At 53.3% G+C, this 21,632-nt stretch carries 18 protein-coding genes; 7 read left to right on the plus strand and 11 right to left on the minus strand.

Annotated features, from left to right (window positions below; all coding sequences use genetic code 11):
- Positions 1-82: 82 nt before the first annotated feature.
- From HV127_RS24900 to HV127_RS24910, 3 genes are all read right to left on the minus strand, one after another.
- Positions 83-2,863, minus strand: coding sequence for a glycoside hydrolase family 3 protein (locus HV127_RS24900; protein WP_182239518.1), 2,781 nt, complete (start codon positions 2,861-2,863; stop codon positions 83-85).
- Between the two features lie 279 nt (positions 2,864-3,142).
- Positions 3,143-4,534 carry a carbohydrate porin gene (locus HV127_RS24905; protein WP_182239520.1) on the minus strand — a complete coding sequence of 464 codons (1,392 nt, stop codon included), beginning with the start codon at positions 4,532-4,534 and terminating at the stop codon, positions 3,143-3,145.
- A 99-nt stretch (positions 4,535-4,633) separates the two neighbouring features.
- Positions 4,634-5,992 (minus strand): glycoside-pentoside-hexuronide (GPH):cation symporter, encoded by a 1,359-nt coding sequence (locus tag HV127_RS24910; RefSeq protein WP_181485833.1) that lies wholly within the window; start codon positions 5,990-5,992, stop codon positions 4,634-4,636.
- A 466-nt stretch (positions 5,993-6,458) separates the two neighbouring features.
- Here HV127_RS24910 and HV127_RS24915 point away from each other — a divergent pair, with 466 nt between their 5' ends.
- Positions 6,459-8,195 (plus strand): alpha,alpha-trehalase, encoded by a 1,737-nt coding sequence (locus HV127_RS24915; protein ID WP_182239522.1) that lies wholly within the window; start codon positions 6,459-6,461, stop codon positions 8,193-8,195.
- 84 nt (positions 8,196-8,279) lie between these two features.
- Here the strand turns inward: HV127_RS24915 and emtA are convergent, their stop codons facing one another.
- Positions 8,280-8,891 carry a membrane-bound lytic murein transglycosylase EmtA gene (gene emtA / locus HV127_RS24920; protein ID WP_181485829.1) on the minus strand — a complete coding sequence of 204 codons (612 nt, stop codon included), beginning with the start codon at positions 8,889-8,891 and terminating at the stop codon, positions 8,280-8,282.
- A 95-nt stretch (positions 8,892-8,986) separates the two neighbouring features.
- On the opposite strand from emtA, the gene ldcA reads away from it, so the two are divergent.
- Together ldcA and HV127_RS24930 are read left to right on the plus strand one after the other, a co-directional pair.
- On the plus strand, positions 8,987-9,901 hold the full coding sequence (gene ldcA / locus HV127_RS24925; protein ID WP_182239524.1) for a muramoyltetrapeptide carboxypeptidase: 915 nt from the start codon (positions 8,987-8,989) through the stop codon (positions 9,899-9,901).
- A gap of 92 nt (positions 9,902-9,993) precedes the next feature.
- A complete protein-coding gene (locus HV127_RS24930; RefSeq protein WP_182239526.1) occupies positions 9,994-11,727 on the plus strand; it encodes a potassium/proton antiporter in 1,734 nt (577 codons plus the stop codon).
- Between the two features lie 16 nt (positions 11,728-11,743).
- Here HV127_RS24930 and dadX read toward each other — a convergent pair whose 3' ends face one another.
- Together dadX and HV127_RS24940 are read right to left on the minus strand one after the other, a co-directional pair.
- Positions 11,744-12,814 (minus strand): catabolic alanine racemase DadX, encoded by a 1,071-nt coding sequence (dadX, locus tag HV127_RS24935; protein ID WP_182239528.1) that lies wholly within the window; start codon positions 12,812-12,814, stop codon positions 11,744-11,746.
- 12 nt (positions 12,815-12,826) lie between these two features.
- Complete coding sequence (locus HV127_RS24940; RefSeq protein WP_182239530.1) at positions 12,827-14,125, minus strand: D-amino acid dehydrogenase; 1,299 nt, start codon at positions 14,123-14,125, stop codon at positions 12,827-12,829.
- Between the two features lie 321 nt (positions 14,126-14,446).
- Between HV127_RS24940 and HV127_RS24945 the strand changes: the two genes are divergently transcribed.
- A complete protein-coding gene (locus HV127_RS24945; protein ID WP_110274239.1) occupies positions 14,447-15,979 on the plus strand; it encodes a SpoVR family protein in 1,533 nt (510 codons plus the stop codon).
- A 57-nt stretch (positions 15,980-16,036) separates the two neighbouring features.
- On the opposite strand, the gene fadR is transcribed toward HV127_RS24945, so the two are convergent.
- Positions 16,037-16,756, minus strand: a complete 720-nt coding sequence (gene fadR / locus HV127_RS24950; RefSeq protein WP_110274240.1) for a fatty acid metabolism transcriptional regulator FadR — start codon at positions 16,754-16,756, stop codon at positions 16,037-16,039.
- Positions 16,757-17,001: 245 nt separating this feature from the next.
- Here fadR and nhaB point away from each other — a divergent pair, with 245 nt between their 5' ends.
- The 3 genes from nhaB to HV127_RS24965 all read left to right on the plus strand — a co-directional run bounded on the left by nhaB (position 17,002) and on the right by HV127_RS24965 (position 19,677).
- Positions 17,002-18,555, plus strand: coding sequence for a Na(+)/H(+) antiporter NhaB (gene nhaB / locus HV127_RS24955; protein WP_182240820.1), 1,554 nt, complete (start codon positions 17,002-17,004; stop codon positions 18,553-18,555).
- 130 nt (positions 18,556-18,685) lie between these two features.
- Entirely contained in the window at positions 18,686-19,216 is a 531-nt protein-coding gene (gene dsbB, locus HV127_RS24960) for a disulfide bond formation protein DsbB (protein ID WP_110274241.1), read from the plus strand.
- 116 nt (positions 19,217-19,332) lie between these two features.
- Positions 19,333-19,677: a DUF1971 domain-containing protein gene (locus HV127_RS24965; protein WP_182240822.1), complete on the plus strand. Its 345-nt coding sequence runs from the start codon at positions 19,333-19,335 to the stop codon at positions 19,675-19,677.
- Between the two features lie 75 nt (positions 19,678-19,752).
- Here the strand turns inward: HV127_RS24965 and HV127_RS24970 are convergent, their stop codons facing one another.
- From HV127_RS24970 to HV127_RS24985, 4 genes are all read right to left on the minus strand, one after another.
- Entirely contained in the window at positions 19,753-19,938 is a 186-nt protein-coding gene (locus HV127_RS24970; RefSeq protein ID WP_182239532.1) for a hypothetical protein, read from the minus strand.
- Between the two features lie 126 nt (positions 19,939-20,064).
- Positions 20,065-20,511 (minus strand): YcgN family cysteine cluster protein, encoded by a 447-nt coding sequence (locus HV127_RS24975; protein ID WP_142670527.1) that lies wholly within the window; start codon positions 20,509-20,511, stop codon positions 20,065-20,067.
- Between the two features lie 94 nt (positions 20,512-20,605).
- Positions 20,606-21,265, minus strand: a complete 660-nt coding sequence (locus HV127_RS24980) for a fumarylacetoacetate hydrolase family protein (protein WP_182239534.1) — start codon at positions 21,263-21,265, stop codon at positions 20,606-20,608.
- A gap of 17 nt (positions 21,266-21,282) precedes the next feature.
- Positions 21,283-21,564 (minus strand): YcgL domain-containing protein, encoded by a 282-nt coding sequence (locus HV127_RS24985; RefSeq protein WP_110274245.1) that lies wholly within the window; start codon positions 21,562-21,564, stop codon positions 21,283-21,285.
- Between the last annotated feature and the right edge of the window lie 68 nt (positions 21,565-21,632).

Below are 21,632 nucleotides of genomic sequence, written 5' to 3' on the forward strand. Positions count from 1 at the left end.
CCATAAACGTTTTACCGATATCACATAATAATGTAGGCCGGGCAAGGTGCCAGCCGCCGCCCGGCAGAACCATCAATCATGGCTAATCATTTACGTGTCTCAGCTCCAGCCAGTCCACCACCAGACCCGGTTTGATAAAATCAAAGCCGACGCGATATTTTCCCGGTTGCAGCTCAAGCCGACACAGCTTCTGTACGATTTCTCGCCCGAGGGTGCCGTTGGTCTGGATCGTCGCCACAAACTGGTCATTAAGCAGCAGATTGCAGGCGGTTTGCGCCAGCGCCGCGCCGTTAGCGTACACGCTCACCAGTACGTCATAAATCGCCGTCTGTTCAACGCTCAACACCAGATCTTCGTCATAGCGCAGCCGCGACTGCTCGGCAATTTTAATTGCCCCCTGACAGGTTCCAGCGCGCCCGGGTTCTGCCACCAGGCGAATGATATCCGTCCGCGGTTTATCCCCGCGTTTAAAGACCTGAGTCTGCATGATAAAGTCGAGAATATTGATCGCACAGCGCTGAAGCTCGCCCAGGGTTAATTGGCCTTTTGCCAGCGCCTCCAGAGTATTATCCCCGCCCGCATTAACCTCCGCGCCGTTATTATTCACCACCATATAAAGATCGTTCTGCGCGCGGATCATCGCCGCAGTGTTGTGGGTGCTTGCCGCGCCGCCGCTGACCGGATCGTTCATCGTTGCCCACCAGTCGGTCATCACAATCCCGCGAAAGCCCCACTCCTCGCGCAGCACGGTGGTGGTCAGATCGTAATTAGAGGCAGCGTGATGGCCATTGACCGGGTTATAGGCGGTCATCACCGCGCTAGCGCCGCCGAATTTCACCGCGTATTCAAAGCCTTTGAGGTAGATTTCACGCAGCGCGCGCTCCGACACCACCGAGTCCGCTTTGGCTCTGGCGAACTCCTGGTTATTGCAGGCAAAGTGCTTAAGCGTCGCAATTCCGCCGCCGCTGCGAATGCCGCGAACCACCGCCGCCGCCATCATCCCGGTCAGCAATGGATCTTCGGAGAAATATTCAAAATTGCGGCCATTGAGCGGGTGGCGCTGGATATTCATCCCCGGCCCCAGCAGCAGGTCGATACCGTTACGCAACAGCTCTTTGCCCTCCATAACATATAGCCGCTCAACGAGAATCGGGTCCCAACTGGAAGCCAGCAGCGTGCCGCTGGGGAGCAGGGTCGCCTTCGCGCCGTTATCCATACGAATACCTGAAGGGCCGTCGGCGGTCGATGCCAGCGGGATACCTTTTTCCAGCAGGCTGTCGGCTACCCCGCCGAAGGCCGATGCGACACCGGGGGTCACTTTATGGCTGCACATCCCTTCCCCGCGCACCAGGCAGGCCAGCTCTTCAACCGACAGCTGGGCAATAAACGCGTTCATCGTGGCGCGTCCTTCGGCGACGTCGCTAAGAGTCAGTCCCTGATTACCGGTGAGCGTGATGGTCTGTGGAAGACGCTCTTCGATGCGCGCACGCAGATTAATCTCCCGACGCGGAACATCCTCCCACTCAATCTGATAGCAGCCATCATCGCCATCGGCAACCGGCTTAATGCGTACAAACGGCACCGTCGGCGCCAGTACCTGCTGATGGCGAGAGAAGACCCGCAGCGTCTTCTGCGTGTACCCGGCTTCACCGTCAATCGTCAGCAATTGCAAATCGCGAACGCTATTGCCCATCAGCAGGCGGTAAAGCCCCGGCTCCATCACATAGCAATGGGGATGTCCGGTAGCTCCGCTGTCGTCCAGCGAGGCAAAGCGCTCCAGTGGGATACGCAGGGTTAAGGTTTCGCTTTCTCCCGGCTGTAACAGACGCGTTTTGGCGAAAGCCACCAGCACGTGCGCAGGTTTCCCCAGCGCGCCCTGCGGTGCCTGAAGATAAATCTGCACCACCTCTTTCCCCGAGAAAACGTCGCCGCTATTGGTGACCGTCACCGACGCCTGAATATGGTCGCCGAAAGCTTCTGCCCGCGCTGATTGCAGGGTAAAACGGGTATAAGAGAGGCCGAAACCAAAAGGGAATTGCAGGCGTTGTGGGCAAAAGGTTTCAAAATAGCGATAGCCGACGTAAATATCTTCCTGATAGAGATTTTGCGCTTGTGCTCCCCAGCAGGGTGATGCCGGATGGTCATCCAGCGACATAACGATGCTGCCGACCAGCTTGCCGGAAGGCGTCACATCGCCATACAGCAGCGAGGCTGCCGCCTGCGCGCCATCGGAGCCGCCGTGCCAGACGTACAGTAACGCGCGTATGCGCTTACGCAACAGAGGATCGTCAGCCCACGACAAATCAATCAGTCCGGCGGTATTCAGCACCACGACGATTTCATCAAACTCACGGCACACCTGGTGCAGCAGGCGCATCTCATCAGCGGTTAACCGATAGCCCCCTTCGACATCAGCATTGTCCTGATCTTCACCTGCGGTACGCCCCAGCACAATCACCGCCTGCGTTGAAACGGCTCGCGCCTGGCGAACCTGCTCATCACTCAGCGACATTTCCTGCTGAAACCAGGGCTCAGCCGCCCATGCACCGCCGCCGTTATCAAACGGGTGATCATTGACCCACTGCTCATAAAGCGCGGCCAGTGACTCATTGAGCGCTCCACTGCTTCGCGCCCGTAAAGCCTGTAATAAGGTGGTATGACTCACCACGTTGACCGCCCCGCCCGAACCGGTGCCGCTGCGATAGTAGTTAATCTGCGTGCGGCCAAACACTGACACGGGCTGCTGAGCGCTAAGCGGCAGCATGCCGCGATCGTTTCTCAGCAACACCGCGCCTTCGGCGGCGGCGGCGGTAGCAAATTCAGCAAACCCTTCCAGCGGGGTTCCCGCTTTACTGTCAAACATGGTGTCGTCCTGTTAACTCGCGCCTCCGTGGGAGGCTAAATGGCATAATGAGCAGAGCCCGCAAGATGCGGGCTGAGACTGATGACAAACCAGTTTTAAAGATTGTGCTCGCGTTTCTGCCGGGCGGCGGCTGACGCCTTGCCCGGCCTACAAAACCCACAATATCAATAAATTGTGCATTTTTCGTAGGCCCGGTAAGGTGCTAGCCGCCACCGGGCAATTCCAGAAAGGTGCACTTTGTCAGCAATCTGAGCCCGTAAGATGCGGGCTCTGCTTTGATCAGAAGAAATACTTGAAGCGGAGACGGCCGCCGTAACGGGCGTCTTCGTGTTTGTCGCCATCCGTCGGCTTCGCTTCAATCCACGAGGCGTAGGCGCCAAGATAGATGTTGAAGTTCTTCATATCCATGACGTTGGGGAACAGGTACGACGCGTGAATCGTGTGGATGTCATAATCACCTACGTTAGAGATCCAGCAGCCATCATCGCAGGTAGAGACGTAATTAGCGGAGTTGAACTTGTCGATTTTGTTGTGGGCATAGATATAACCCAGCTCAAAACGATGCCACAGGGAGTTAATACCGGCAGTGAAGTCTTTCTCATCTGAAGCGTCCATATAGGCCACGTTCAGGTTGGTAGTTATTCCATCTTCAGGATCGGTTTTTTGTCCGTTCCAGGACATTGTCAAACCATAACCCGTGCGATCGGACTGGTCGACCCAACCGCCACGGTTATCGTAATAACCGTAAGCGTTTTTCACGACGTTTTTCTCCATCGCCACGGCGGTCGAGAAACGACCGCTATTCCACGCAATAACCGGGCGCAGGTAAGCAACGTTTTTCTCATTCTCCAGCGTATTACCATGGTAGCTGGAATCCTGGAATAACGTACTGCCGTTTTCAACCAGGTTATTCAGTTCAAAATACCAGTTATCTATCGTTTTGCTGACCAGGAAGTTACCGCCGCTGCTGCTACGACCGCGCCCCTCTTTCATCATGTAGATATAACCGTAACCGTCGCTGTAGAGATCGTTGGCGGTATTCCCGGAGTATTCAACAAAAGTATCCTGATTCAGCGGGAACATATCGTAGGCTTCGAAACGACCCACTTTGACCTTCCAGTCATCTTCACGACCAAAGAAGAATACCGCGTCATCAAGGTTCATTTTACCAGTCATATCGGCCAGCGGCTGGGCGGAAAAACCGGCAAAATTGCCGTTATCCATTTTGCGCATGCCATCGAAGCCCAGCAGAATACGGCCATTAATATCCCAGCGCTCTTTAGTACCGGGCGCCCAGTTTTTACTGGAAGAGGTTTTTACCGACGTCAGGCTGCCGCTGCCGCTGGCGCCATCCATATTGAATTCCACATCACCATAAATCTTCAGATCGCCATAGCCAGAAAGCGTGAGCTTCGCGGGTACCGCGCCGGGAGTCGCTGGTTCAGCAGCCTCCACTTTCACCGCCGGGGCCGTCGTCGCCGCCACTGTTTGTTGTTGCTTGAGCGTTTGTATCTGCGCTTCCGCATCTGCCGCGCGTTGTTCAGCAGTCATTAATCTTTGTTCGAGCTGCGCAAGGCGTTTATTAATATCTTCAGAGGGACTATTTTTTGCTGCCATCACACCAGAGGACATAATGGCGCTAATAGCCAATGCCATATATTTTATCTTCATTTTGACATCCCTAAATTATTTATTGTTTGTTTTACCCAGAATATACCTGTGGCTATGTGATAAATAATTCACATTGCCACAGATATTATTCTGCTATTATCATGACTCGGCGAAAGTTCCGTTTTTCAAATCATCAACAATGCCATTCATTTTATTTTCGGTTAAGCCATAGAACCGAATGGATACTGCGGTAAGAACATAAAACACGGAGGGAACAAGGGTAAACAACAGCATCACGCCCTGCACGGCTGAAGCCGACTGCACAGCGGTATTAGCGGCATAATGGTAGTAAGCCAGCACCCAGCCGAGGATTGCGCCACCTACAGCCACGCCCAGTTTGATAACAAAAATATTGGCCGCGACGTTCATCCCGGTAATACGGCGCTGGGTTTTCCATTCGCCATAGTTATTGACATCAGTGATCATGGACCACTGCAACGCACCGTTACCGCCCTGAATAATGGAGATCAGAATATGTACGCCAAGCACCAGAATCCAATATTGCACCGGCACCATAAAGCACACTACGCCCAGCGCCGCAGTAACCAGATTAATCCAGAAGGAGAATTTAATTTTGCAATAACGCGTACCAAACGGTTTTGCCAGCACCGAACCCAGCATTGAGGCAAACATCCCGCCGAGCATAAATATCGTTATCACATCAGCGCCTTTATTCAGCACGCTATTGACGTAATACACTACCGCACCACCGCGAATCACCACGGCAACCAGCATCATAAAGTTGTAGACCGAAAGAATACGCCACTGATCGTTACGGAAGAGAATTTTGACGTCACGAGCAATATTCAGATTCTCTTCTTTAATCGGCTGAACGCGTTCCTTGGTGGTTGCGAAACAGACAATAAACATCAGACAACCGATAACACCGAATAACGCCATGGAGACCTGAATCCCGGTAGCACGGTCGCCCGGATAAAGAAAGTCAGCCAGCGGCAGGATAAATGCGGTACCCAGCGCACCACCAATTGGGGTGATGGCAAAACGCCAGGATTGCAGGGAGAGACTTTCACGCGGATCGGAAGTCAACGCGGCGCCCAGCGAGCAGTAAGGAATATTAATAGCCGTGTACATCAACGTCATAAATATATATGCCGCTACCGCATAAACCACTTTACCTGAATCGGAGAAAGATGGAATGGAGTAAACCAGTACGCAGCTCACCGCAAATGGGACGCAAATAGCCAGCAGCCACGGACGGAAACGCCCCCAGCGGGTTGAGGTGGCATCCGCAATGGCCCCCATAATCGGATCGGTAATCGCATCCAGCAGACGGACCAGCAAAAACATCGTCCCCATCACGGCGGGCGGTAGACCATAAATATCGGTATAAAAGTAGGCCAGGATGGCCACGGATGAGTCAAACACGATATGACTCGCCGCGTCCCCCAGGCTATAACCTACTTTTTCTCTGACTGAAATTTTGTCGCCAGCAGACATACACCACTCCTTTATGCAAAAGATGAAACCGGTTTCTGTAATGTCTGCATTTTTCACTTATCTGGAGTACTGATGCCATTATGTTTTTTTATAAATTATTTATGTTTTTTTATTTATGTGATCCTGTCAGGCGTCAACGGTATTAATGCACAGATTTTTGTTTGCCAGATCACATGTTTTAATCCGTGGCAGCTTATTTTTGAGTAAAAGGGCTGAGGTCATAAAAACCCCATATAAGAATGCCATAGTGTTTGTCTATTTATTTTTCTTACTAGTGGATTACGTTTTTTATCAATTTACTCTACTCACCAAAATAATGTTCCCATCATCGATGGCAGGTCTGCGGTAAATAGTCTGTTTTGGCGCAAAATGTTACCTCCGACACGCGCAGCGGCGGATATTCGTCTAAGGTTTTCTGATAACCGAATGCAGTGGCGCAAAGTCTACATGATAAGGAGAACCATCAATGAAGTGTTCTGTTTCCCATCGCCCCGCAACCCTGCCTTATGTTCTACGTCTGGCACTCGGCGGCGCGCTCTTCACCCTGGCGACGTTGACGGTACAGGCTGAAGAGCCTCGCCCAACCCCGCAATCACCGGACGTTCTGCTTGGCCCGCTGTTTAACGATGTGCAAAGCGCTAAACTCTTCTCCGACCAGAAAACCTTCGCCGATGCCGTCCCTAACAGCGACCCGTTGATGATCCTTGCTGATTACCGCATGCAGAAAAATCAGACCAGCTTCGACTTACGCCACTTCGTCGAGCTCAACTTTACCCTGCCAGGAGAGAGCGACCAGTACGTGCCGCCGAAGGGGCAGACATTACGCCAGCATATTGACGGGCTGTGGCCGGTGCTCACCCGCAGTACCGTGGAAGTGGAAAAATGGGATTCGCTGCTGCCGCTGCCAAAACCTTACGTCGTTCCCGGCGGACGCTTTCGCGAGGTCTACTACTGGGACAGCTATTTCACCATGCTTGGCCTGGCGGAGAGCGGGCACTGGGATAAAATCGAAGATATGGTCACCAACTTCGCCGCTGAAATCGACGCCTGGGGCCATATCCCCAACGGCAACCGAACCTACTATCTGAGCCGCTCGCAGCCGCCGTTTTTCTCGTTTATGGTTGAACTACTGGCGACACATGATGGTGACGAGGCGCTTAAAAAATGGCTGCCCCAAATGGAGAAAGAGTACCAGTACTGGATGGATGGCGCGCAGGCGCTTGAGCCCGGCGACGCGCACAAGCGCGTGGTGCGCATGGCTGATGGCGCGCTGCTAAACCGCTACTGGGATGATAACGACACCCCGCGTCCGGAATCCTGGCTGGATGATGTCACGACCGCCAAAAATAACCCTAACCGTCCGGCGACTGAGATCTATCGCGATCTGCGTTCTGCCGCAGCTTCCGGCTGGGATTTCAGCTCCCGCTGGATGGATAATCCTCAGCAGCTTGGCACCATCCGCACCATGAGCATCGTTCCTGTCGATTTGAACTCATTGATGTTCCATATGGAAAAAACCATCGCCCGTGCCAGTAAAGCGGCGGGAGACAACGCAAAAGCCGCGCAGTTTGACGCCTTAGCCAACGCCCGGCAGAAAGCGCTGGAACAATACCTGTGGAATGATAAAGAGGGCTGGTACGCGGATTACGATCTGAAAAGCCATAAGGTACGCAATCAGCTGACCGCTGCGGCGCTGTTCCCGCTGTACGTCAACGCTGCCTCCAGCGAACGCGCGGCGAAAGTCGCCGCAGCTACCGAGGCCCGTTTGCTCAAACCTGGCGGCATAACGACCACCACGGTGAACAGCGGCCAGCAGTGGGATGCGCCGAACGGCTGGGCACCGCTTCAGTGGGTCGCCGCTGAGGGCCTGCAAAAATATGGTCAGGAGAAAATAGCCATGGAGGTGAGTTGGCGTTTCCTGAGCAACGTTCAGCACACCTACGACAGCAAGCAGAAGCTGGTTGAAAAGTATGATGTCAGCTCGACGGGTACCGGCGGCGGCGGTGGCGAATATCCGTTACAGGACGGCTTTGGCTGGACCAACGGCGTAACCCTGAAAATGCTGGATCTGCTGTGCCCGAAAGAGAAACCGTGTGACTCCGTTCCCACTACGCGCCCGGCGGCAAATGACGACGTCGGTCAGGCGGCTCAGCCCGCAGCGAATGAACCGGCTACGCCAGAGGATAAAAAAGCCACACAATAAACCTTCGCGCGGCGGGCTTCCGTCGCGCATCTTCCTTTAGCATTCCCCCCGCAGGACGCGATGCCTGCGGGGGGAAAGGATATCTTACATCGCGTCCAGCGCTTTCTGTAGCTTCCAGATATAGCGCGGTGCCTGCGGGGCTGGATGTTTCTTCGCTACGTGTTCAAAGAAGTCATCGGCATCCATATCGTTAATGTCATCAATCGCATCCTGGCGATTAGACGAGAACGTGCGCAGCAGCGCGCCCGCGCCGTTGGCATAGGAGACCACCACCGCATAGCGCATCACCTGCGGGTCCTTAATCCCCGCCAGCGGACCGTTTTCAAGGATGCTCAGATAAGCGGCGCCCATGGAAATATTGCGCTCAGGATTTTTCAGCTCGCTCACCGAAGGATCGCCGCTCCAGCCCATGCGCCGGTAGACGTCGCGACCGGATGTCGAAGGTTTAAGTTGCATCAGGCCAACCGCGCCCGATTTGCTGACCACCGTCGGGTTGCCACCGGACTCAATGGCGATGATTGCGGTAATCAGCTGCGGGTCAACGCCCCACGCCGCACCGGCTTTTTCACTGATTGGCATCCACTGCATCGCCCGCTTAACCGGGACTTCCGCGTTCCACGGCGGATTACGATAATCATGTTTCGAGCTACAACCGGCCAACAAAACCACTAAAAAAACACACCATCTCAATTTCACACATCTATCCTTATTGGCTGAAGTTTGCCGCCTGAAGATGACAATAAACGCTCCAGGCGGCATGATAACCCTTTCATTCTTAGCAAGGAATTGTCATGTCTCAGTTTTATCTCATCGCCCCTTCCGGTTATTGCATCAACCAGGAGGCGGCGAACCGCGGCGTTCAACGTCTGCAGGAGGCCGGACATCAGGTCACGCACGAAGAGGTTATCCCTCGCCGGGCGCTGCGTTTCGCCGGAACTGAGAGTGAACGCCTTGCCGATATCAACCAGCTCGCCTCTCTCGACGGCAAAAACCGCATCGTGCTGGCGGTACGCGGTGGCTACGGCGCGACTCGCCTGCTGCCGCATATTGACTGGCCGGCGCTGGTCGCTCGCCAGCAGCAGGATCCTCTACTTATTTGCGGCCATAGCGATTTCACCGCCATTCAAATGGGCCTGCTGGCAAAGGGTAGCATAATCACTTTTAGCGGCCCGATGCTGGCCGGAAACTTTGGCGCTGAAACGCTTAATGAATTTACCGAACATCATTTCTGGCAGGCGTTGCATAATCCGGCGTTTACTCTCGAATGGCACGGCGATGGGCCGAGCTGTCGCGCTGACGGTACCCTGTGGGGCGGTAACCTGGCGATGTTAACCTCGCTTATCGGTACGCCGTGGCTACCGCAAATTAGCGACGGCATTCTGGTCCTGGAGGACATTAACGAGCATCCGTTCCGCGTCGAAAGAATGCTGTTGCAGTTGCTCAATAGCGGCATTCTGGCGCGCCAGCGGGCGATTATTCTTGGCAGCTTTACCGGAGCCAATACCAATGACTACGACGCCGGATATGACCTGCCGATGGTATACGACTACCTTCGCGCGCAGCTTAACATCCCTGTCATCAGCGGCCTGGATTTCGGCCATGAACAGCGTACCGTGACCCTACCGCTCGGTGCGCGGGCGCTGCTGGTGAACAACGCGTCCATCACCACGTTAACCATTAGCGGGCATCCGGTGCTGGCCGAATAAAAATTCCTCTAACGCATATCCTGATAAGCGTCAGATTGTTAAAATGGTGTAGTTCTTAATTAATCTTCACGCCAGTAAGGAGTACGTCAACATTGGACGCCGCTGCGGTCATTAGTCTGTTTATTCTGGGTTCTGTTTTAGTAACCTGTAGCATCTTATTAAGTTCTTTTTCCTCACGCCTCGGCATCCCCATTCTGGTTATCTTCTTAGCTATTGGGATGCTGGCAGGCGTTGACGGTATCGGCGGCATCCCGTTTGACAACTATCCTTTCGCCTATATGGTGAGCAACCTGGCACTGGCGGTGATTCTGCTGGATGGCGGGATGCGCACCCAGGCCAGCTCCTTTCGCGTTGCTCTGTGGCCCGCTCTTTCGCTCGCCACGGTGGGGGTATTAATAACCTCCGCCCTGACCGGCATGATGGCCGCCTGGCTATTCAACCTCAATCTGATTGAGGGAATGCTGATCGGCGCAATCGTCGGCTCGACCGATGCAGCAGCGGTGTTCTCGCTGCTTGGTGGCAAAGGCCTGAACGAACGCGTCGGCTCCACGCTGGAGATAGAGTCCGGCAGCAACGACCCGATGGCGGTGTTCCTGACCATTACTCTTATCGAAATGATTCAGCAGCACGAAACCGGTCTGAGCTGGATATTCGTGGTGCATATCGTGCAGCAGTTCGGACTGGGCATTGCCATCGGTCTCGGCGGCGGCTATCTGCTGCTACAGATGATCAACCGCATTGTGCTGCCTACCGGTCTTTACCCTCTGCTGGCGCTGAGCGGCGGGATCATGATTTTTGCTGTGACCACCACGCTGGACGGCAGCGGCATCCTCGCAGTGTATCTGTGCGGCTTCCTGCTGGGTAACCGACCGATTCGTAACCGCCACGGCATTCTGCAAAACTTTGATGGTCTGGCGTGGCTGGCGCAAATCGCCATGTTCCTTGTGCTCGGTCTGCTGGTGACGCCGTCCGACCTCTGGCCCATTGCCATCCCGGCTCTGATCCTGTCGATGTGGATGATATTTATCGCTCGATCGCTGTCGGTGTTTGCCGGTCTGCTGCCATTTCGCGGTTTTAATCTGCGCGAGCGCATTTTCATCAGTTGGGTCGGCCTGCGCGGCGCGGTGCCGATTATTCTCGCCGTCTTCCCGATGATGGCGGGGCTTGAGAACGCGCGCTTGTTCTTCAACGTGGCCTTCTTCGTGGTGTTGGTATCGCTGCTGCTGCAGGGAACATCGCTATCGTGGGCGGCGAAAAAGGCCAAAGTGGTGGTGCCGCCGATTGGTTCGCCTATCTCCCGCGTCGGGCTGGATATTCACCCGGAGAATCCGTGGGAACAGTTCGTCTATCAACTCAGCGCTGAGAAGTGGTGCATTGGTGCGGCCTTGCGCGATCTGCATATGCCACCAGAAACGCGCATTGCAGCATTGTTTCGCGACAACGTTCTGCTGCACCCCACCGGCAGCACGCGCCTGCTGGAAGGCGACATTCTCTGCGTAATCGGTCGCGAGCGCGATCTGCCCGCACTGGGTAAAATGTTTAGCCAGTCGCCGCCGGTGGCGCTCGATCAGCGTTTCTTCGGTGATTTCATTCTTGATGCCAACGCGAAGTTCGCCGATGTGGCGCAGATTTACGGCATTGACGGCGGCGAAGAGTTCCGCGACCAGCAGCAGTCGCTAGGCGACGTTGTCCAGCATCTATTAGGCGCAGCACCGGTTGTCGGCGATCAGGTGGAGTTTGCCGGGATGGTATGGACGGTGGCGGAAAAAGAGGAAGATCACGTCCTGAGAGTCGGCGTTCGGATGGCGGAAGATGAGGCGGAGTGATCCGCCTCACATTAAGTTACAGCGTCACAACCGGCACTCTCGGCGCAAGAGCGCACATGAGTTCATAACCGACGGTGCCGCTGGTCGCAGCGACATCGTCAATTTTAATCTCTTTACCCCACAGTTCGACCGGTGTGCCAATGCCCGCCTGCAGGCAAGGGGTTAAATCCACCGCCAGCATATCCATCGATATCCGCCCTACCGTTGTCGTGCGTATGCCGTCAACCAGCACTGGCGTACCGCTCGGCGCTAAGCGGGGATAACCATCGGCATATCCGCAGGCCACGATGCCAATTCGCTGCTCCTGCGTGGTCCTGTAAATGCCGCCATATCCCACCGCTTCACCGGGTTTCAGATTCTGCACGCCGATAATCTCGCTGCTTAACGTCATCACCGGCTTCAGCCCGGTATTAGCCACATCCTGCCACAGACCGGAAGGCGAAGCGCCATAGAGCACAATCCCCGGTCTGACCCAGTTAAAATGCGACTCCGGATGCCACAGGGTTGCCGCTGAGTTAGCCAGCGATCGCGGGCAATCCAGCCCTTCGGCAGCCTGCTCAATGCGCCGCATCGGCTCCACAATTCCATGCGGATTTTCCGCTTCGGCAAAGTGCGACATCAGCGTCATTTCACTGACGTTCTTGAGCCCCCGTAGCTGCTGCCAGACGATTTGCAGACGGTCTGGCATAAAGCCCAGCCGATTCATCCCGCTATTAACCTTGACGTAAATATCAAGCGGCGCGTGGAGTTTTGCTTGCTGTAGCGCTTTTATTTGCCAGTTACTGTGTACGCTGGTCGTCAGGCGGTATTTATCAAACAGCGCCAGTTCATCAGCATGGAAGAAACCCTCCAGCATCAGTATCGGCCCTTTCCAGCCCAGTTCACGCAGCAGGATCGCCTCTTCCAGATTTAACATGGCGAAACCGTCTGCCGCGCTTAGCGCATTCCAGACCCTCGCCAGACCGTGGCCATATGCATTAGCTTTAACGACCGCCCACAGGCGCGAGCCGGGCGCCGCGCGGCGAACAATTTGCTGATTTTGTCGTAAGGCTGACATATCAATGCTGGCCTTGACCGGACGGGACATGAAAGCTCCTTGTTAATTGTGAACACCGTGCAGATGTTGAGCGCGAGTCGGGATAAAACCACGACCGTAGCGGGCAACGGCAAGATCATCATACGGGATCGCCGGAGTACGCCCGGAAATCAGATCGCTAATCAACTGTCCGGAACCGCAAGCCATCGTCCAGCCCAGAGTACCGTGCCCGGTGTTCAACCACAGATTTTTATACGCTGTGCGACCGACCACTGGCGTACCATCTGGGGTCATTGGGCGCAGCCCGGTCCAGAATGTCGCTTGTTCAACGTGTCCACCGCGCGGGAACAGATCGCGTACAACCATCTCCAGCGTTTCACGCCTGGGCTGCAACAGCTCTTTATTAAAACCGACAATCTCCGCCATCCCGCCGACGCGAATGCGATTATCAAAGCGGGTGATGGCGATTTTGTAAGTTTCATCAAGGATAGTCGATACCGGCGCGCCGTCTTCATGTGCAATCGGAATCGTTAGTGAATAGCCTTTCAGCGGATAAACCGGAATATCCACCAGCCCTTTCAGCATCGCCGTTGAATATGAACCCATAGCCATGACGTAAGCATCGGCTTTGATGATTTCAGCTCCGCACTTCACACCGGAGATTTGCTCTCCTTCATATAACAGAGCATCTACTGAAGTATTAAACCGGAAAGTCACGCCCGCCTGCTCAGCCATCAACGCCAGACGAGTGGTAAAGAGCTGGCAGTCACCCGTTTCATCATTCGGTAAGCGCAAACCGCCGGTCAGCTTGTGGCTCACTTCAGCCAGTGCCGGTTCAACTTCCAGCAGTCGATTCGCTTCCAGCAGTTGATAAGGCACCCCCGCATCCTGCAGTACCGCGATATCACGGGTGGCATTTTCGAACTGTTTGTCGGTACGAAAAAGCTGGAGGGTGCCGCCCTGACGCCCTTCATACTGGATTCCGGTGCTTTCGCGCAGCGCTTTCAGGCAGTCGCGACTATATTCCGCCAGCCGTACCATGCGTCCTTTATTTTCCATGTAGTGGCGAGTGTCGCAGTTGCGCAGCATCTGCCACATCCATTTCAACTGGAACTGGGTGCCATCCAGACCGATGGCCAGAGGAGCGTGTTTCTGGAACATCCATTTAATCGCCTTCAGCGGCACGCCTGGTGCCGCCCACGGTGCGGCATAGCCCGGAGAGATCTGTCCGGCGTTAGCAGCGCTGGTCTCTTCAGCGGGACCCGGTTGGCGGTCGATAACCGTCACCTGATGTCCTGCCTGGCTTAAATACCATGCACTCGCGACCCCAACCACCCCACTTCCCAGTATGACGATTCGCATAGCGACTCCGTAATAGTTAAAGAACAATCATCTGATTACAAATTGATAACTCAGATGAAAATATTATTCAACATACGCTTTATTTATGGTGACTTACCTCACACGACACCGCGTGATACCTGACACCAATGTTTTACTATCTCCTGCTACGCTTCATTTTTCCGCAGAATAAAATTCTGATTAAAGTAATGAATAACGCCTTTAAGATTGTGAAATCGCGAAGAAAAGAAATTGCTGGCGGACGCAGTTTGTAGCACCGTGTTCTATGCTTGTTATGAGGTTTTCCGTACAGAGAGAACCATCAACAACGAGGGCGCGCTAATGGCTACGATTGATTCCATGAACAAGGACACAACCCGTTTAAGCGATGGACCCGACTGGACTTTTGAGCTGCTGGAGACCTATCTGGCAGAAGTCGATCGGGTAGCGAAGCTGTATCGTCTTGACACCTATCCGCACCAAATCGAAGTCATTACTTCCGAGCAGATGATGGATGCTTACTCCAGCGTCGGCATGCCGATTAACTACCCGCACTGGTCGTTCGGTAAAAAATTCATCGAGACCGAGCAAGCCTACAAACATGGTCAGCAAGGTCTGGCCTATGAAATCGTCATTAACTCTAACCCCTGCATCGCGTATTTGATGGAAGAGAACACCATTACCATGCAGGCGCTGGTGATGGCGCACGCCTGTTACGGACATAACTCGTTCTTCAAAAACAACTACCTGTTCCGCAGTTGGACCGATGCCAGCTCGATCATTGACTATTTGATCTTTGCGCGTAAATACATCACTGAATGTGAAGAGCGCTACGGCGTTGATGAAGTCGAAAAGCTGCTCGACTCCTGTCATGCGCTAATGAACTATGGCGTTGACCGCTACAAACGCCCGCAGAAAATCTCCCTCCAGGAGGAGAAGGCACGGCAGAAAAGCCGTGAGGAGTATCTGCAAAGCCAGGTGAACATGCTGTGGCGTACCTTGCCGAAGCGCGAAGAGGAAAAAACCATTGAAGCGGCGCGCCGCTATCCTTCCGAGCCACAGGAAAACCTGCTCTATTTCATGGAGAAAAACGCGCCGCTGCTGGAACCGTGGCAACGAGAAATTTTGCGCATCGTGCGCAAAGTCAGCCAGTACTTTTATCCGCAGAAGCAGACGCAGGTCATGAACGAAGGCTGGGCAACGTTCTGGCACTACACCATCCTTAATCATCTTTATGATGAAGGCAAAGTGACGGAACGCTTTATGCTGGAGTTCCTGCATAGTCACACCAATGTCGTGTTCCAGCCGCCCTACAATAGCCAGTGGTACAGCGGGATTAACCCGTATGCGCTGGGCTTTGCGATGTTCCAGGATATTAAACGTATTTGCCAATCGCCGACGGAAGAGGATAAATATTGGTTCCCGGATATTGCCGGTTCTGATTGGTTAGAAACGCTGCACTTTGCGATGCGTGATTTCAAAGATGAGAGCTTCATCAGCCAGTTCCTGTCGCCGAAAATCATGCGTGATTTCCGCTTCTTTACCGTGCTGGATGATGATCACAATAACTACCTGGAAATTTCAGCTATTCATAATGAAGAGGGTTATCGTGAGATTCGCGCGAAGCTTTCAGCACAGTACAACCTGAGCAACCTTGAGCCGAATATTCAGGTGTGGAACGTCGATCTGCGCGGCGACCGCTCGTTAACTCTGCGCTACGTGCCGCATAACCGCGTGCCGCTGGATAAGGGACGCCGTGAAGTTCTCAAGCACGTTCATCGGCTGTGGGGATTTGACGTTCTACTGGAACAACAAAATGCCGATGGCAGCGTTGAATTGCTCGAACGCACCCCGCCGCGGCAAAACCCGCTATAACCCTGAAAAGCAAAACGCCCGGTTTCTCGCCGGGCGTTTTTTATCATATGGTCTTGCTTAACGCATATTCATGGCTAAGTCGCCCGGCAGGTTTTTCTGCATACGGTGCCAAATCTCACCGCTGTCATGCCCGTAGCGACGCACGATTTCATAAACCTGTTCATGTAGGCCCTCTTCACACACCTTTGCCAACTGGTGATAGAAGCCAAGCGCCAGGCTACGCGCTTCTGGATTAGCAAAGTAATGGCGGCCAATTCGGGTATACAGCCCCTTCATCCCATTGATGATCAAGCCATAAATCGGGTTGCCTGAAGCAAAAGCCAAACCGCGGAAAACGTTGTAATCCAGCTCAGCAAAGGCATCGGCATGATCTTCGATTTCGCGCGCCCGAGCCAGCACTTCCAGCGCTTTGTCCGGATGTTGACGGAAAGCGGTACGAATGAAGATAGTTGAAATATTGGTGCGAACCGACAGCAGATTATCAATCAGCTGCGGCACGCTATCGTGATCGAGGCGCGCCAGGGTTTCAAGAATATTAAGCCCTGAGGTTTCCCAGAAATTATTCACCTTCGTAGGTTTGCCATGCTGAATGGTCAACCAGCCATCGCGGGCCAGACGTTGCAACACTTCACGTAAGGTTGTACGGGTCACACCAATCAGTTCAGAAAGTTCACGTTCAGCGGGAAGGATCGTGCCGGGAGGAAAACGGTTATTCCAGATACTTTCAATGATGTACTCTTCAGCGAAACCCGCCGGGCTTTGCGCCTTAATGACCATAATAAGATTTCCATTACACAGCGTTGCAAATTCTACTCATCATACCAGAGCCGCTATAGGGCAGATAGCGCCTGAAAGTAATTAAAAAGGGATCGCCGTTTCATTTTCAACTTTTCATTTCACACTTTCACTTCCTGATGAACGCGATGCGAAGAAAGTTGCGCCCCTTTTTGCGCAACTGGTAATCTTGCATATAGTAACGTATAAAATCTTGTTTCAATTTTGACGGAGAAAGGATGTCTGTCGTGGAAATCTCTTATGGTCGCGCCCTATGGCGCAATTTTCTTGGCCAGTCTCCGGACTGGTATAAGCTCACTCTCATCATTTTCTTAATTATTAACCCGATAGTGTTTTATCTTCATCCGTTTATTGCCGGATGGTTGCTGGTTATCGAGTTTATCTTCACTCTGGCGATGGCTCTCAAATGTTATCCGCTGCTGCCGGGCGGTCTGTTGGCCATTGAAGCTGTTTTTATTGGTATGACCAGTCCGGGGCATATCCGGGCAGAGGTTGCCAGTAATCTTGAAGTCCTGCTGCTGCTGATGTTCATGGTGGCGGGTATCTACTTCATGAAACAGCTGCTGCTATTCATCTTCACCCGTCTGCTATTAGGTATTCGCAGCAAAATGCTGCTGTCGCTGGCGTTTTGCGTCGCGTCCGCCTTCCTTTCAGCCTTTCTGGACGCGTTGACCGTTGTGGCGGTGGTGATTAGCGTCGCCGTTGGATTTTATGGCATTTACCATAAGGTTGCTTCGGCGCGGCCGGACGATGACGATCTGCTCGACGATAGCCATATCGATCAGCACTATCGCGATGTGCTGGAGCAATTTCGCGGTTTCCTGCGCAGCCTGATGATGCATGCCGGGGTTGGCACAGCGCTTGGCGGCGTAATGACCATGGTCGGCGAGCCGCAAAACCTGATTATCGCCAAAGCCGCAGGTTGGCAATTTGGTGAGTTTTTCTTGCGTATGATGCCGGTCACGCTGCCAGTATTCGTGTGCGGCCTGGTCACCTGTCTGCTGCTGGAGAAGTTCCGTATCTTTGGCTATGGCGAACCGCTGCCACCCACCGTGCGTAAAGTGCTGCAAGATTTCGACGATCGCAGCCGCCAGACTCGTAGTCGCCAGGATCGCCTGCGTCTTATCGCTCAGGGTATTATTGGCGTCTGGCTTATCGCAGCGCTGGCGCTGCACCTTGCTGAAGTTGGCCTGATTGGCCTCTCGGTGATCATTCTGGCTACCACTTTCTCTGGGATAACCGATGAACACGCTATCGGCAAAGCGTTTACCGAGGCCCTGCCGTTTACCGCACTGCTGACGGTCTTTTTCGCCATAGTGGCAGTGATTATCGATCAGCAGCTGTTTGCCCCGGTGATTGAATTTGTCCTGGAGGCTTCGCCGCATGCCCAGCTGTCACTGTTTTATCTGTTTAACGGTCTGCTGTCGTCGATTTCCGATAACGTCTTTGTTGGCACGGTCTACATCAATGAAGTAAAGACAGCCCTGGAGCAAGGCACCATCAGCATGCAGCAATTTGAGCTGCTGGCGGTGGCCATTAATACCGGTACCAACCTGCCGTCTGTCGCCACGCCGAATGGTCAGGCAGCATTTCTGTTCCTGCTGACGTCCGCTCTGGCACCGCTGATCCGTCTCTCCTATGGTCGAATGGTGTGGATGGCGTTACCTTATACCATCGTCCTGGCCCTGGTAGGTCTGGCATGCGTCGAGTTTAGCTTGATGCCAGCCACTCAGTGGATGCTTGATCAAGGCTGGCTGGTTACGCCGCAGTTACTTAAATAAAAACGGGAGTACCCAGGCGGCAAGTTTGGGCACTCCATATTCGTTTACGTAATATTTTCAGACTAGCTGCTGGCGTCGCTTCGGTTTTCGTTTACACTGCCATGATTTAGCATGTTCCAGGGAAATGATTATGTTGCGATTTTTAAACCAGTGCTCAAGGGGACGCGGTGCCTGGCTCCTGATGGCGCTAACCGCGTTTATTCTTGAATTGGTTGCATTGTGGTTCCAGCACGTGATGTTGCTACAACCGTGCGTACTGTGTATTTACGAACGCAGCGCGTTGTTCGGCGTGATGGGGGCTGGTATTGTCGGCGCCATTGCCCCGAAATCACCGCTGCGCTATGTAGCGATAGTTATCTGGCTCTACAGCGCCTTACGCGGGCTACAGCTGGCGTGGGAGCACACCATGATTCAGCTTCACCCTTCCCCCTTCCAGACCTGTGATTTTGCCGCGCGCTTCCCAACCTGGCTGCCGCTGGATAAATGGCTGCCTCAGGTATTCGTCGCTACCGGCGACTGTTCCGTGCGCCAGTGGGAGTTCCTGACGCTGGAAATGCCGCAGTGGCTGGTTGGGATCTTTGCCGCCTATCTGGTTATTGGCGTACTGGTGCTTATCGCTCAGCCGTTCAAGCCGAAAAAGCGCGATCTCTTCGGCCGCTAAAACCAGTTACAACTAAGGCGCTCCTTCGGGAGCGTTTTTTTTGCCTGCAAGTTGACGTCAGTCCCATAAAGTTGCATATTAAATGCATCTTATTCGTATTCACTAAGGAGCTCATGATGTCTCATCTGCGTATTCCCGCTAACTGGAAAGTAAAACGCTCCACCCCGTTCTTCACCAAACAGAACGTTCCTGCCGCTCTGCTGACGCACCACAATACCGCCGCCGGTGTTTTCGGCCAGCTTTGCGTCATGGAAGGAACGGTGACTTACTATGGTTTTGCTGATGAGCAGGCGACGGAGCCAGAGGCGAAAGTGGTCATCAATGCCGGTCAGTTCGCCACCAGCCCGCCGCAGTACTGGCATCGTATCGAGTTAAGCGACGATGCGCAGTTCAATATCAACTTCTGGGTTGAAGATGACGCTGACGGCGAAAGCGGGCTGTTTCACGCGAAGAAAAATTGATTTTATAACTGATGGTCTTACGCTGAAAATACTGACTACTTCAGCGTAAGATATCGGTACAAAAGCGAAAATTCACTACCGTTTTTTCCCACTAATCTCTAGTAAAGTTCGTTTAATAAACTCAAGCTTCGCTGTCTGCCTGCGCATTTCCAGGAGCCGCAAGGCATTAAACGGTTCAATTCCTGATAATTTCTGCTCAGACAGCATTTCCAAATCTCGAACGAGTAGTTCTACTTCTTCTTGAACGATCGGTGGTCTCATGACTTCTCCTTTGTCTTTGTCGTATCTTCTTAGTACGCTACGCTAGAGACAAAATCATATCCAATATGCCGGGCTAAAAGCCGATAACCTCAATTACAGAAGAAACATTCATCAAACTCGCGTGTTTCACTGCGCCCAATCTGGTTTATTTAAGATGTGATCTTGCCAGTCCACTACGTTGGACTCTTTAACGGCAATATGGCGAACGGAGATACGTTCGCCATGCATTGCGGCCTTCGAGCCGGTCAACAACGGGTGCCAGTGCGGCAGCGGTTTACCTTCAGCCAGTAAGCGATAAGCACAGCTCGGAGGCAACCATTCAAACGTCGGTAAATTGTCGCGGGTTAGCTTAATGCAGTCCGGTTCATATTCGAAGCGGCGCTCGTAGTTGCGGCACTGACAGGTTTTGATATTAAGCTGACGGCAGGCGACGTTAGTAAAGTAGATTTCGTCGGTGTCCTCATCCATCAGCTTATGCAGGCAGCACTGTCCGCAGCCGTCACACAGTGATTCCCACTCCGCGTCGGTCATTTCATCCAGTGTTTTTTGTTGCCAGAAAGGTTGTTCGCTCATTGGGATGTCCGTCATTGCAATTCAGGGTGCACCTTATAACCAGTCTGGCACGCCGATGCAAGTTTTGCCGCCCGGAGAAGGCGGCAAGCGGACGTTACAGCACGCGGGTGGTCAACGATAATCCGTTGAAACCCACTTCCAGTTCGTCGCCGCTGCTTAGCGGACCTACGCCTTCCGGCGTGCCGGTCAGCACCACATCACCCGCCTTCAGAGTGAAGAAGCGCGACATGTAGGCAATCAGCGGCACAATTTTATGGATCATGTCAGCGGTTGTGCCCTGCTGGCGCACATCACCATTAATCTTCAGGCTCAACGGCGTGTTTTGCGCGTCGCCGTGAAATTCTGCCGCAGGAACAAATCCGGAGATTGGACAGGAGTTATCAAAACCCTTCGCCTTTTCCCACGGCTGACCGGCTTTTTTCAATTTACCCTGCAGGTCACGCAGAGTCAGATCCAACGCCACGCCATAACCTGCAATCGCTTTTAGCACATGATCTTCGGTTGCCTGACGCAGCGTGCCGCCAATCAGCACCGCCAGTTCGATTTCATGATGTACCGAACCCAATCCTTCAGGAAGCACCAACGGCTGGCGGATATCGCATAGCGCCGTTTCAGGTTTAATAAACAGCACCGGCTCGTCCGGCGTTGCACTGCCCATCTCCTTAATGTGGTTGGCATAGTTGCTGCCCACGCAAACCACTTTGCTCACCGGATAATCCAGTAACGCACCCTGCCAGTTATGATGTTGGTACATTTTTATCCCTCTATGGGTTAATCAGATTTATTCCCCTGTTCCGCCAGGTGTTTCTTGAGTAAATTTTCAGTCGGAGGGGGAAGTTGCAGGTAATAGCCTTGTTCGGTCAGGGCCTGTTTCACCTTATCCAGGTCGGCGTGAATGGTTTTTTTCCGCCCATCAAGCGGCAGAATCATTGCCAATTTTGGTGTACCGAAGCCTTGCATTAATTCGTCGGGAACGCGGGAGAAATCGTCCCTTTTTTCGACATATAAATAGGTTTGCTCACGTTTAGTACTTCGATAGATCACACAAAACATAGTTTTACTCGGAATTAGACCTGTGGTCACTTGCCTCAATATATGAGTGACTATAACATGCCTTTTAG

Origin of the sequence: Klebsiella sp. RHBSTW-00215 (assembly GCF_014103785.1) — a bacterium.
In the GTDB taxonomy this organism is placed as follows: domain Bacteria; phylum Pseudomonadota; class Gammaproteobacteria; order Enterobacterales; family Enterobacteriaceae; genus Klebsiella.

Coding starts and splice junctions, on each gene's coding strand:
- HV127_RS24945 (WP_110274239.1), top strand. CDS start 14,447: ATGGCTACGATTGATTCCATGAACAAGGACACAACCCGTTTAAGCGAT.
- HV127_RS24985 (WP_110274245.1), bottom strand. CDS start 21,564: ATGTTTTGTGTGATCTATCGAAGTACTAAACGTGAGCAAACCTATTTA.
- HV127_RS24900 (WP_182239518.1), bottom strand. CDS start 2,863: ATGTTTGACAGTAAAGCGGGAACCCCGCTGGAAGGGTTTGCTGAATTT.
- HV127_RS24940 (WP_182239530.1), bottom strand. CDS start 14,125: ATGCGAATCGTCATACTGGGAAGTGGGGTGGTTGGGGTCGCGAGTGCA.
- HV127_RS24970 (WP_182239532.1), bottom strand. CDS start 19,938: ATGAGACCACCGATCGTTCAAGAAGAAGTAGAACTACTCGTTCGAGAT.
- ldcA (WP_182239524.1), top strand. CDS start 8,987: ATGTCTCAGTTTTATCTCATCGCCCCTTCCGGTTATTGCATCAACCAG.
- HV127_RS24910 (WP_181485833.1), bottom strand. CDS start 5,992: ATGTCTGCTGGCGACAAAATTTCAGTCAGAGAAAAAGTAGGTTATAGC.
- HV127_RS24905 (WP_182239520.1), bottom strand. CDS start 4,534: ATGAAGATAAAATATATGGCATTGGCTATTAGCGCCATTATGTCCTCT.
- HV127_RS24980 (WP_182239534.1), bottom strand. CDS start 21,265: ATGTACCAACATCATAACTGGCAGGGTGCGTTACTGGATTATCCGGTG.
- dsbB (WP_110274241.1), top strand. CDS start 18,686: ATGTTGCGATTTTTAAACCAGTGCTCAAGGGGACGCGGTGCCTGGCTC.
- fadR (WP_110274240.1), bottom strand. CDS start 16,756: ATGGTCATTAAGGCGCAAAGCCCGGCGGGTTTCGCTGAAGAGTACATC.
- HV127_RS24975 (WP_142670527.1), bottom strand. CDS start 20,511: ATGAGCGAACAACCTTTCTGGCAACAAAAAACACTGGATGAAATGACC.
- HV127_RS24965 (WP_182240822.1), top strand. CDS start 19,333: ATGTCTCATCTGCGTATTCCCGCTAACTGGAAAGTAAAACGCTCCACC.
- dadX (WP_182239528.1), bottom strand. CDS start 12,814: ATGTCCCGTCCGGTCAAGGCCAGCATTGATATGTCAGCCTTACGACAA.
- HV127_RS24915 (WP_182239522.1), top strand. CDS start 6,459: ATGAAGTGTTCTGTTTCCCATCGCCCCGCAACCCTGCCTTATGTTCTA.